At 44.7% G+C, this 12,411-nt stretch carries 11 protein-coding genes and 2 pseudogenes; 5 read left to right on the top strand and 8 right to left on the bottom strand.

Annotation, left to right across the window (positions count from 1 at the left end; translation table 11 throughout):
* Positions 1-160: 160 nt before the first annotated feature.
* From BJF97_RS33600 to BJF97_RS30765, 3 genes and pseudogenes are all read left to right on the top strand, one after another.
* Positions 161-613: a DUF2946 domain-containing protein gene (locus tag BJF97_RS33600; RefSeq protein WP_077270236.1), complete on the top strand. Its 453-nt coding sequence runs from the start codon at positions 161-163 to the stop codon at positions 611-613.
* 242 nt (positions 614-855) lie between these two features.
* A pseudogene (locus tag BJF97_RS30770) lies at positions 856-1,176 on the top strand (TonB-dependent copper receptor); the annotation flags it as partial.
* Between the two features lies 1 nt (position 1,177).
* Positions 1,178-1,786 (top strand): annotated as a pseudogene (locus BJF97_RS30765) (2,4-dienoyl-CoA reductase); the annotation flags it as partial.
* A 165-nt stretch (positions 1,787-1,951) separates the two neighbouring features.
* Here BJF97_RS30765 and dsdX read toward each other — a convergent pair.
* Positions 1,952-3,289 (bottom strand): D-serine transporter DsdX, encoded by a 1,338-nt coding sequence (gene dsdX, locus BJF97_RS30760; RefSeq protein WP_070083094.1) that lies wholly within the window; start codon positions 3,287-3,289, stop codon positions 1,952-1,954.
* A 204-nt stretch (positions 3,290-3,493) separates the two neighbouring features.
* Here dsdX and dsdC point away from each other — a divergent pair, with 204 nt between their 5' ends.
* Together dsdC and BJF97_RS30745 are read left to right on the top strand one after the other, a co-directional pair.
* Positions 3,494-4,435, top strand: coding sequence for a DNA-binding transcriptional regulator DsdC (gene dsdC / locus BJF97_RS30755; RefSeq protein ID WP_070083093.1), 942 nt, complete (start codon positions 3,494-3,496; stop codon positions 4,433-4,435).
* 315 nt (positions 4,436-4,750) lie between these two features.
* Positions 4,751-5,952, top strand: a protein-coding gene (locus BJF97_RS30745; RefSeq protein WP_096913407.1) for an IS3 family transposase whose coding sequence is annotated in 2 segments (ribosomal slippage) — positions 4,751-5,066 and positions 5,066-5,952 — 1,203 coding nt in all. Because the reading frame shifts where the segments join, the coding sequence is not laid out codon by codon here.
* A gap of 74 nt (positions 5,953-6,026) precedes the next feature.
* Here the strand turns inward: BJF97_RS30745 and BJF97_RS30740 are convergent.
* The 7 genes from BJF97_RS30740 to BJF97_RS30715 form a co-directional block, all read right to left on the bottom strand.
* Positions 6,027-6,965: a hypothetical protein gene (locus BJF97_RS30740; RefSeq protein ID WP_000472041.1), complete on the bottom strand. Its 939-nt coding sequence runs from the start codon at positions 6,963-6,965 to the stop codon at positions 6,027-6,029.
* Between the two features lie 66 nt (positions 6,966-7,031).
* Positions 7,032-7,952: a hypothetical protein gene (locus BJF97_RS30735; protein ID WP_000991697.1), complete on the bottom strand. Its 921-nt coding sequence runs from the start codon at positions 7,950-7,952 to the stop codon at positions 7,032-7,034.
* A 68-nt stretch (positions 7,953-8,020) separates the two neighbouring features.
* Positions 8,021-8,956, bottom strand: coding sequence for a hypothetical protein (locus BJF97_RS30730; RefSeq protein WP_070083092.1), 936 nt, complete (start codon positions 8,954-8,956; stop codon positions 8,021-8,023).
* Positions 8,957-9,025: 69 nt separating this feature from the next.
* Complete coding sequence (locus BJF97_RS30725) at positions 9,026-9,904, bottom strand: hypothetical protein (RefSeq protein ID WP_000762003.1); 879 nt, start codon at positions 9,902-9,904, stop codon at positions 9,026-9,028.
* 78 nt (positions 9,905-9,982) lie between these two features.
* Positions 9,983-10,504, bottom strand: a complete 522-nt coding sequence (locus BJF97_RS33590; protein WP_001011130.1) for a hypothetical protein — start codon at positions 10,502-10,504, stop codon at positions 9,983-9,985.
* A 269-nt stretch (positions 10,505-10,773) separates the two neighbouring features.
* The gene (locus BJF97_RS30720) at positions 10,774-12,006 is read right to left on the bottom strand and encodes a DUF7146 domain-containing protein (protein WP_000220379.1); all 1,233 of its coding nucleotides are present in this window, start codon (positions 12,004-12,006) and stop codon (positions 10,774-10,776) included.
* Positions 12,007-12,119: 113 nt separating this feature from the next.
* Positions 12,120-12,341: a hypothetical protein gene (locus BJF97_RS30715; RefSeq protein ID WP_000192120.1), complete on the bottom strand. Its 222-nt coding sequence runs from the start codon at positions 12,339-12,341 to the stop codon at positions 12,120-12,122.
* Positions 12,342-12,411: the final 70 nt, after the last annotated feature.

Here is a 12,411-nt window from a genome sequence, read left to right as displayed (position 1 = left end):
GACAGGACTGCGATATATCCAAACAGTTAAAATGGTTGATAACGTGAACCAAACGGCAATTTCTTTTATCAATAACTCAACCATGTAGAAAATGTTTTAACATTTGCAGCATAAAACAGTACAATTCCGTCCGTTAATTTTGCACTGTTTTAGGATATATGTGTCGTTAATTCGGACTGCCACATCGCGAAGCCATCTCCCGGCCTGTCTGGGGATTTTTGCGATCCTGATGTTGTTCATCGCCCCGGTGATCTCTCGATCGCTGGAGCATGCGCGCGTGGGGCAATCTGAAACGGTCGCAATGACAGACTGCGGCATGGATATGTCTGCACATGGCCATCATCCGCCGCCAGAGCCTGGCGCACAAAGCATGACGATGACCATGCAGACCGGCAGCCATAATATGGCGATGATGATGGATGACAGCGCCTGCGGTTACTGTGTATTGCTGATCCATGTCCCCTTGTTAGACTTGGCCAGTTCACCGCTATTCTGGTCTGGTTCGCTGTTGTCGCGCGCCCCTCCGCCGCATTATATCTTCCCGCTATTCGCCCATGTGATCCACTCCGAGTCCCAACCTCGCGCTCCACCAGCATCGCTTCCGATGATTTAAAAATAAATAGACTGCAGCCAAATTATTCCTGTTGAGACTATTCAACCGGGCGGGTTATTTACGCCTGTCGGAATTCCCCACTGCACTCAATAAACATCGCAACCCTGTTGGCATTATTCTCACGCCAAAACCGGGCCAAAGCTTATTAACGGCGGCATGATGCTCCGGGTTTCACTGCGCCTAAATAACCGGCTATTGCGATGTAAAAGTATTTTTAGCGTCAAAATTGACATTAAGGAACGATGATGTTCGGAAAAACCAACAATTATAAGAAGCGCCCTCTCTCCCTGCATATTACTGCGGCTATGCCGCTGTTTGTCCTGGCGGGCTTCAATGCTCATGCTGCACAACAGCACCAGCATGAAGTAGCGGTAAAGGCCAATGATGGCGACGTGATCACCGTCACCGCATCGCTCTATTCGCCGATGACGATAGTGACCTCACCGAAAACCCCTCGCCAGCCAGTGCCTGCCAGCGACGGTTCGGATTATCTGAAAACTATCCCAGGTTTCTCACAGATCCGGAATGGCGGCACCAATGGCGACCCGGTGTTTCGCGGCATGAGCCGTGCGTGAACGTGTCTCGCCAAGCTTTTGCGTTTCGATCAAGCTTAACTCGGCCGATTTTCAGCGCGGTGGCTTCTCTGAAGAAGATGCGCAACAAGTGATTTTGTTGCTGAATGAATTGCCTATCGACCTGATTGAACTGTCAGGAGGCAGCTACGAAAGCCCAGCGATGCAGGGTAACGCCGCGGATGGACGCACATTGGCGCGCGAAGCCTATTTTTTGGAGTTTGCCCGCGATCTGGCCGCCATCGCCCACATGCCGGTGATGACGACGGGAGGTATCGCCCGTAAGTCCGTGGCGCAACAAGTACTGGATAGCGGCGTCGCCGTGGCGGGTATAGCAACAGCCATGGCACAGGTTCCTGACCTGCCGCTCCAGTGGAAAGCCGGTAATGAACCTTATGCGCTGCCAAAACCGGTAACATGGGAAAATAAAACCATGGCAGGCTTGGCACGAATGGCTTTGGTCACTCGCCGCTTACGCGCACTGGGCGAAGGGCGTACTCGTGCCAGCCGTTATTCCCCCCTGTTTACATTAATCATCAACCAGTTACGTACCAAGCGCATCACCCGGCGTTATCGTGAATGGTGCCAGCAGCGGGCCTAAGCCATCTCGTTACGTGCGCCCTGCCAGCAAAAAATTAACTGAATAAAATTCGATCGCTTCGCCCTGCTTATCGGGTGAAGCGTTGAGTTACCCTCTCTGTGAGGCGGCAATGGCAATCGTAAGCCATGGAAAGTACTCGCTCACGATTGCCGCAAAAGGACTGCCTTAGATAATGTATGAAAGTAAAAAGGTCATCCCTAAAGCCAGCACCGAAGCGATAAAGGTTGCCGTGGTGTAGTACTTGAACGTTTCATTGAGCGTTGCGCCGCAATACTGTTTCACCAGCCAGAACAAGGAATCGGTCACTATGGTGCAACCGATAGCGCCAGAGCCTATGGCAATGGTCACGATCTCCGGGCTGACGTCAGGATAGAGCGCTAACATTGGTGCGACAATGGCCGTTGCTCCCATCATGGCAACGGTGGCGGAGCCCACTGCCGCATGAAGAATAAGCGCGACTAACCATGCCAACAAGATCGGATGCATATGCAGGTTGGAGAGCATTAACGCCAGGGTGTCCGCCAAACCACTGGTCTTCAATATGCTGTTGAAGGCCCCGCCCGCACCGATGATCAACAAGATATTGGCTATAGAAGCAAAACCCGTTTCCGTCTGGCGCAATAGCGTACTCATCCCCATATGACGGCGGATGCCCAGAACGTAATAGGCCACAAACACGGCAATGAACATGGCGATAATCGGGTTGCCGATAAACTCCATCAGGCCAAACAGACGCCCTTCTTTAGCCAGGTTCAACTCCGCTACCGTCTTCACCAACATCAGCACAATCGGCAATAGCACCGTAAACAACGTTGCCCGCAGCGAAGGCAGCTCATGTTCTTCTCGTACGGTCAGATTGGAAAATTCTGGCGGTACCGGCTTAAACGGCAAGCGTTTCCCCAGTATTTTCAAGAACAACGGCCCGCCGACCAGAGACGCCGTTAAACCGACGAGAAGTCCGTAAACAATCACCGTTCCTACGTCTGCACCCAGTTTATTGGTCACAAACAGCGCCGCAGGATGTGGAGGAACGACGCAATGCACTGCCATCAATGCAGTACAAAGCGGTATGGCCAGTTTAAGCAGCGAGGTGCCGGTTTTTCTGGCGATGGAAAAAGCCAATGGAATCAATAACACCACGCCCACTTCGACAAATAGTGTGATGCCGCAAACCAAGCCTACCAATACCATAATGACATCGACGGAAAGCCAACGGCAGCGCTGCAGCGCGATACCAATGCGTTCTGCCGCACCGGAAACCTCCATCATCTTGCCAAGAATGGTGCCCAGCCCAATCACTGCGGCCAGGAATCCTAGCGTGCTGCCAATGCCATTTTCTATGGCATTGACCATATCAATCGGGCCCATCCCCATCATGCCACCGACAAAAAAGCTCGCTAACAACAACGCTAAAAAAGGATGAAACTTGAACTTTACGATGGTCAAAATGATGAGTGCAATACTGGCGATCAGAGTGCCGGCAACCCAAATGTGTGAATCCATGGCCCATATCCCCTGTCATTGAATTGTCTTTATTGGACAGGAAAACGACGATCGGTGACAAACGATATAAATCTCACCTCACATGAGCAAAACAGAATCAAACGAGTGACTTGCGCCAAGAAATGGTGCAATTTAGCGACATGCATCAACTTTACTCACCAAACTGATGCGTAAAATACAGTTTTTTTACTTTCAGGGGGAAATATGTCGGGGAACCATCTGCTAACGGGCCAGCACCGATCGCTTAATGGCTGGCAGCTATCACGGCTGTTTACATTTGAAGTGGCGGCTCGACACGAGTCTTTCGCCATGGCGGCGGATGAACTGTCGGTGAGCCCCAGTGCGGTAAGTCATACCATTAATCAACTGGAAGCGAATCTCGGCTTAAAGTTGTTTATTCGTTCTCATCGGAAAGTTGAACTCACCGCTGAAGGTGAACGGGTTTTTTGGGCGTTAAAAACATCATTGGGTACCCTAAACCAGGAAATATTGGATATCAAGAACCAGGCGCTGTCAGGCTCCCTGACGGTTTACTCCCGGCCGTCGATCGCCCAGTGTTGGATCGTGCCGGCCCTGGCCGATTTTTCTCGCCGTTATCCCGCCATCAACCTGACTATTCTGACTGGCAATGAAAACGTCAATTTCCAGCGGGCAGGCATTGATCTGGCCGTTTATTTTGATGCGACTCCCTCATCACAGCTTCATTACCAATACCTGATGGATGAGGCAATTATTCCCGTATGCAGCCCGGAATATGCAGCCCAATTTGAGCTGGTCAATTTTCCCGGCAACCTCTCACACTGCACCCTGCTCCACGATCGTCAGGCCTGGAGCTATGATTCTGGTACGGATGAATGGCATAGCTGGGCTCAACATTTCGGTGTCAATCTGGATACCTCGCCGGGAATAGGATTCGATCGCTCCGATCTGGCCGTCACTGCGGCAGTGAACCACGTTGGCGTTGCCATGGGCCGTAAGCGACTTATCCGCAAGCAACTCAGTACCGGCGAGCTGGTTGCGCCATTGCCCAAAATGGAGCTGAAATGCGATCAGCACTATTATGTATCAACGCTTTCCGACCGCCAGTGGCCAAAAATTGATGCCTTCATCGTTTGGTTAAAAGAGTTGGTAGACAAATCTGAATAGGTTTTACCACGCCAATAAAATCAGTATCCCGATTGCCGATAATTGCCGTTATCGCATCGGGACTGCCTGGTAACAAGCGGCGTTATAATTATATCATCATCAAGTTAATACTATAATATTGCCAAACCAAATACCGTTTACTATTTGGATCAGCGTACCTCTCAGAAAATTCGAACTCATTAATATAAATAGCACGTTTTCCAAAGTTGATAACTGTTATGTGTGTAGACTGGCCCCATGAATCTCCAGACAGTTGGTATCACTTAAATTAGTGATAGTCTTAATACTAGTTTTAGACTAGTCGTTGGAGTCCGAATGATTGATGTTCTAGGTCCAGAGAAGCGCAGACGGCGCAGCGTTCAGGAAAAAATCGCCATTGTTCAGCAGAGCTTTGAGCCCGGAATGACCGTGTCGCTGGTCGCCCGTCAGCATGGCGTTGCTGCCAGTCAGCTGTTCCTGTGGCGTAAGCAATATCAGGAAGGCAGTCTCACTGCGGTTGCCGCGGGTGAACAGGTTGTACCCGCGTCGGAGCTGGCATCTGCAATGAAGCAAATTAAAGAGTTACAGCGCCTGCTGGGCAAAAAAACCATGGAAAACGAGCTGCTGAAAGAAGCCGTTGAATATGGCCGACAAAAAAAGTGGATAGCGCACGTGCCCTTGTTGCCGGAGGATGGCGAATAAGCCTTGTCAGTCGTTGCCTCCGGGTCTCACGTGCGCAACTGCATGCCATGGCCCGTCGGTCGAAGGGCTGGCAGGATCGTCGGTGCAAGCGCAAGCCTGATGATACTGAAGCGCTGGCTCGTATCCATACCGTTATCGACGATCTGCCCACCTATGGTTATCGTCGTGTATGGGCACTGCTGCGCAGACAATCAGAAACTGACGACATGGCGGTGATCAATGCCAAACGCGTATACCGCATCATGCGTCAGAATGCGCTGCTGCTTGAGCGTAAACCGGCAATACCGCCCTCGAAGCGGGCGCATAGAGGGAAAGTGGCCGTTGGAGAAAGTAACCAGCGGTGGTGCTCCGACGGCTTCGAGTTCAGCTGTGATAACGGTGAAAAACTGCGGGTCACGTTCGCACTGGACTGTTGCGATCGCGAGGCACTTCACTGGGCGGCAAGTACCGGTGGATATGACAGTGAAACCGTGCAGGACGTCATGCTGGGTGCAGTAGAGCGTCGCTTCGGTAACAGGCTGCCGACATCCCCCGTTGAGTGGCTGACAGACAACGGTTCAGCCTACCGTTCTCATCAGACGCGTCAGTTCGCCAGAATGGTAGGACTGGAGCCAAAACATACGGCGGTACGTAGTCCAGAAAGCAACGGAATGGCGGAGAGCTTCGTGAAAACGATGAAGCGCGACTACATCAGCATCATGCCAAAACCTGACGGGTTAACAGCGGCAAAGAACCTTGCGGAGGCCTTCGAACATTACAACGAATGGCATCCGCACAGTGCACTGGGATATCGTTCGCCACGGGAATATCTGCGGCGGCGAACCAGTAATGGGTAAAGCGATAAAAAGTGTCTGGAAATATAGGGGCCAATCCACAACCAAAGTTACTTTTTTGGACTGAAGCAAAAGGATCATTGAGACGCGTTACGAAAATCGTCAAAAGCTTCAGTTATTAGTAATGTGCGATCAGTTACTCTGTATCGGTCATTACTTTCGAGAGATACGTAAGTTGAATGCGAAGAATCACAGACAACACGCCCTCTTTTATTGATCAATCTTACTTCCATCATCACCGGCACATTGATAATTGAAGCAACATCGGTATAGAGGGATATGAGGGCATCATTGTCACAATATAACGCCCCGTTCCCATCAAATGTATCGTTAAACTTAATATATATATCTGGCATATTTGCCGGATAATCATCAGTATTGAAATCAATGCATAACTTTAAGTCATCATTAATACGGCGATTAATCTTATGCTGCCCAACACGTACAAAGCCATGTTCAACAGCTTTGATAATCCTTAAAGTTTCATTAAGACAATCTGTAATTCTTTTCTCGACAAATGAGATAAAGTCACCAAAGTCGGAATGAAAAAACTGTTTAAGTGCAAATTTCGCAACTAACACTTTCCCATCCACCTTCATTTTATCGAGATAAAGATTTCTTATAGCATCAGTAGAAGAATTAGCTTTAGATAACTCTTCACAGTCATTAATAATCATTGAAACAATATCAATAACTTTAACTGGGCTTAAAGTATTACTATATCCGCGAATATCAAACGTAAAAAATCCGAAATTCTTAAATACTCCAAGAAAATAAATTATTTTTTGTTTCAAAAGAATAGAATCGGAGTAAGATGCGTTGTGCTTTATTAGTTCAGATATGTAGAGATCCAACATACAATTTAAATTATCGATATCTACATCGTAATCAAAGGTTACTTTGTCGAACGAAGTATCAGATAATTGAACGGTTATATCGTCAGCGGGAACATTAAGGCCTAAATTTTGATAAAGAAAGGCACTAACAAATTCCACGTGGTCAGATTCTTTAAACATTTACACTACCTCATGACTAAAAAGGAAGTGCTTCCCACCGGGAAGCAAGTTCCCGGATGGGTTAGATTAATTATAAAAGAGTTCTTCAGAAGGTACATGCATTTCTGGTTTGAACTGTTTTAAGGAGTTGTTTATAGCTTTTCGATATAACCCTGAAGAGTGTGGCTTAAACATTTGATATTCCGTAACGAGCAGAGGAGACGTAAAGCATCCTAAGTTCACTAGTGAAATATTTGATGTTTCTTCACAAACATCTAATTCAGCGTATATCCGCCTCTTCATTACCCTGCCTGCTAAATAGCGACGAACATGATTTATAAACTTGTCCGCATCTGATATAGAATTAACTATATAATCAGATGTGACTATCTGATTAGATACAGTTTCAGGTATAGCTTCGGCTATTATTTTTACGTTCATTTCATAATCAACACTATGGAAGCAAGCAAGAATTTGTGGCTTCGCGCTTTCTAAAATCTTTTCAAGAACAGAAAAAATCAGAGAGAACTCGTTTAAAATTCGCTTTTGTATAAGTCCATGTAGATGTTTTATGAAAGGAGAACCGTGTTCAACAAGGCCTAGTATAAGATCCTTAGAGGCCAAATCTGAGCGGTAATAAACGTATTCTAGATTATCCCGGTTAAATCCTTTGATAAGCAAATCAGGCTGCTCTGAGACCAGTCGTAAATGAGTTGAAGCTATAGAAACTTCAAAACGAAAGTTCGCGAGATTTACAGGGCCTGCTTTTAATGTAGCCGCTTCGGAAAAATAAATGAAAAGAGGATGCAAATCATCGTTACCACAGTAAAGATGGTCTGCGCCCTTAAGATATTTCACCAAATGAGGTAGAAAAGATATTACTGGAATATCAGCCACAAATCGAATATGCCGAAATGGTTTTGAATCCAAATATATATTTTCCACTACAGCGCCAACAAAACCCATTTTAACAAGAATAGATTCAACTAACTTTTGTATCGCATTCATTTAAATACCCTCTTAATAGAGGGATTTCTCCCAAAGGGAGAAATCCCTATGGGAGAAAATAATTTTAATTAATAATTGTAGCGAAGCGCATGTTCTTTTTCACTAAGATGGTTTTCATATTCCGACTTACCAGAACTTAAACACTCTTTGAAAAAGACCTTTGAAAAATTCTTCAAGTCACTTCGGTTGTTAATTTCTTTGTCAGACATCAACTTAGCTGAGTGTGAGGTATCCACAGGCCCCAACCACCATTCATATTTAATATAAACACAATTGGTTTTTGTATTTCCATTTAGAAATCGTTTTGCATTTCTAAGTATTTTTCTACAACCGTTAAGGTCTGAAAGTAAGATATCTGGAGCAATGAGCTCTTCCAGAATATGACCAGGTAAGCCTTTCCTAAAAAGCTCAACATCGTAACTACAATACCAGTCACGATAATTAAAAGCTTTAATAAGTCTTTCAGGTGTATCCAAAGATATCTTATTCAGGATTTTTAATGCAAAGCATACAGCATCTTTTAACAACTCGTGCACCTCAACATTGATAAATGAGAAAAACGAGCTTAATTCTTTCTCTAAGGAATTATACAACTTACCGTAAATATCCTGAGAAAAAAGATACTGCAATCTTTCTTTATTATAAGTGCAATTCGAAATTGAATAGACTTCTCCTCTTTCGATTTTGCACCCTTCCCTTAAAACTATAGGAAACCTCAAATGGTTAACAATGAAAGAATGATTCTTTCTTTGCTTCAAAGCATCTAATTGAAATTTCGTAATTTCCTCCAGATTTGCATCTTCAAAACCTGGAAAGGGAATATCACAGAAACAAGAACTATATGCTTTTGCTGATTCATACATAAACTCCAGTGAAACATCAGCATCAAAAGACATACCAGAGAACATGCCCTGCCCATTGTCTAAAAATGTAATGTTTTTAACCTGTATTTTTTTATGTTGAACAACCAAAAAGGCATTAATGATTTTTTCGATAATTTTCATGTGATCCTCTCTCAATAAAAAAGGGATCACTCCCATATGGGGTGTGATCCCCACATGGGTATAATTTAATTAAAAATCTGTAAGACCTAAATCTTTATTTCTACCACAAACTGTAGAAGATATAAGACGTTTTACTCGCTTTCGAGCACTTCGGCCTGACGTATCTTTCAAGTACATCGGTAATGACAATGATGAGATTTGATTACTTCGCTTATGATGGCAGACTATATAGCCCTGCCTCCACCCCGAACGCACAAACTCACGGATGCGGTTAATATATGCCGAAGCTTGAGATTTTGTACTTATCGATTCAGAACACTTTAAGTTCTGTTCGATAGAGTAAAGCTCAGCCGCCATTAATTTCACCTCATACAGGTCATCCCCATAACTTATAGTTTTCAACAGCTCTTCCTTTTCCCGAATGAAAAATACTTGCTGCATTCCAAGGATCAGGTCATAGGCCTCTCGAAAGAGGTCGATAAGCTTATTACGAACATAAATCATAAACTCCTCAAAGTGCTGAAGCCAGAAATAAGCCGCATTACTTATTTGTGAATTGTGAGAACAAACAAGCCCTTTAGCAAGCTCGACCTCTTCCTCCCGAAAAGTAAAGTTACTTTTCTTAAACCGACTTTGTTCAAAAATGCTTTGATGCATTTCTATCCATACAGAAACAAAACCGAGGGATTCAAATTCTTCGTTTAACAAATGTAAACTTTCGAAGATTTTCTGAATTTCGATCCCGATGTCATATGACAGTGGACATTCTTTTATAGAATAAACATAACCGGGTAGGAAGTGAGATAAATGCTCAGTTCGCAAATATAAACTGAATTTAAGTTCTGTCAGTGGTTGTTTCAAAGATAATTTAGATGATTCGCTTATATTTACTGGTTCAACACCATTTCTAATCAAAATAGCTTTTACCAGGTCCGTAGCTAACTTCATACAGCCTCCAGTCGTTATTGAGGCCTCCCTGATGCAGGTTGGCCATCAGGGAAAATATGTAAATCAATTAGCAACCAATCAGACCGTTGCCATTACATTGTCAATGTATCTGACAAGGGATGGGCGGTCGTCCTGTAAGGCAAAACGGCGAAGGTCATCAAGATTATACGCAGGAAGATAATCAGCGTAACCTCGAATACGAAGGTCCTCAACCACAACTTTTATATACTCAAATCGTCCAAGATTTCCTTTTAATGGGGGTTTTCCTGGACTAGACAGCATATCGTCTGCTTGCTCCCATGTGATTTCTTTAGCTTCACCACTATGTAGATCAAGATGGACATATATGAATGACTTATAATCTCCACGGCAACGAAGATAATATTTCGGATAGAAATATTTGTCACAACGCAACAAACACGTTCCTGAAGGACGAACTACGTACAACAGGTTTCTGTCATTTTCTAATATGCCATGTTTCAAAATCGTTATATCTATCTCATTATCATGCAGCAAATAGCATGACGATGGTTCATTGACGATGCGCGATTTTATAACAGCAGCAAATTTATTAAAAACTTCGTTAGTTTGAAAATTCATTAAAATGCTCTCCGATGTAAAACGACGAGCATCACCATAACGGTAATACTCCCGTTATGGGTTTTAATAGTTTATGGAATAACCATGTCATACAACCGACCATAGCCAGTAGTACCGCACATTTATTTAACTGAGCAAGCATCTCAGCCGTGAAAAGACCTTAAAGGCAGGTAATTATCACGAAGGAAAGCGGTTATCTTATCAATACAATTTAAAAAATAATATTGATAAGATAACCCCCCCCGCAAAATGCGGGGGAGTTATCGTTGTTACAGCTGATTAAGACATTCAGGAGCCCAGTGAATCGGGAATCCATCCTGCCCTGTTAACTGGAGAACATCGTTCCAGTCGATACCCTTTTTCCCATCAGGAATATCTTGTGCTGGTTCGAAGACTTCAATTGTCAGCTTTGATGCGGGATATCGTTTAGCCAAAAACTCAACCATGCGGCTTTGAAGTCGCTGAGCAGCTTCGATACCGGCACGAGTGCCTTGTGAGTTAGCAATATCCTTATCCGCCCAGATATAAAAGTTTATATATTTTACATCCGGCGGAGGCAGTAAAAAATCAGGAACAGTAACGTTTTCAAGGCACCATGCGGAGCTGGCTGCCCAGCATGGTGTTGAAGTCGCTTCTACAACAGAAAGCGCATTCTCGATCCCTTCAGCCACTCCCAGTGTCCAGGTCGAACTACCTGAATCATAGTGAGGGTCAAACAACTGAATTGAGCCACCTGTCATATCGGCAGGAGGCTTCATCATCAGCTTTGGATTTTCTACAGGTGCCTTATCACCGTTTTTGTCTACGTATGTTCTATGGATAGTCAGAGGCCGACCTCGGGTGTCACGATAGATTGCAATCATTCCCGGATAGATAATCGATTTCTGCTTATCTTTATCCCAATAGTAGATCCGGTTATTAAAGCCTAAATCCTTTGGTAAGTGACTCAGTAAGCGGGAGATCCCACGATTACGGAGGTACAAAGCAACAGGAGTATTAGGCTTTATTTCACCGGTATAGTGATACATCACATCAAGTTTTCGCATTCGCTTTGCCACTTCCTCTCGGTCAAGAGTTTCTGTGGCACGAACTGCTGATTTATAGCGTCGTTCATTTTCAATGTCGGCGTCAGTTAACGGAGCATGCAGATCCATCCCGAAAAAATCTGAGAGAATCTTTTTGCAAGTCTGCGTTTTACTTAATTCATAATATTTCGCCAGAACATCAATTCCGTCGCAAAACTCATTTACCGGAAAGTCATTATGGATCGCACATCCGGTATAAAGGTCTTTTTGCCGGAAACGAAACTTCGATTTCCCTGCGCCAGTAAACGGGCAAGGAACCTGGCTCGGGGCTTTTGCACAAGCGTCTTTGAAAGCAGGTATTCTTTCGAATATATACTTCCAGCCAGACACTTCAGCAATTCGAGCATGAACGAGTTTAATAAAGTGTTCAGATACTTCCTGTGGTTTACGACGAAGAGCCGGGGATGCATAAGTCATGATGATCTCTCTTATCTGGCATTGTGAGTTTCTCAATGCCTTCTGCGGTGCAGAAGACAGGGAGAAACCCACAACGCAGAATTTAAGAAAGAGGGCCCGGGGGCCCTCAACATTTATGCTTCAGTCGTGAAGCCATTATTCTCAAGACGCTGTATGTAGTTATCTACAAGTAACGCAGCCTGCTGGCTATTACCCTCCGCTATAGTGACTTCGCGGAAGATTCTTTCCTGAGGGCTATCATTGCTTATAACTTCACCAACACGTCCGAAAATACGGACTTTATGCATCGCACCGACTTTTTCATGTTCTACACGGTAAGTTTTTATCTGAGTCATATTTTGCTCCTTATTCCTTCATGGAGCAAAAAGACCCACCGGGGCCTTTTTGCCCCGATTGGGTAGAGTT

Origin of the sequence: Klebsiella sp. LTGPAF-6F, assembly GCF_001753185.1 — a bacterium.
Classification (GTDB): Bacteria; Pseudomonadota; Gammaproteobacteria; order Enterobacterales; family Enterobacteriaceae; genus Klebsiella; species Klebsiella michiganensis.
Note: the sequence above shows the minus strand (reverse complement) of the source record. Positions and strands in the feature narration are given on the sequence as shown.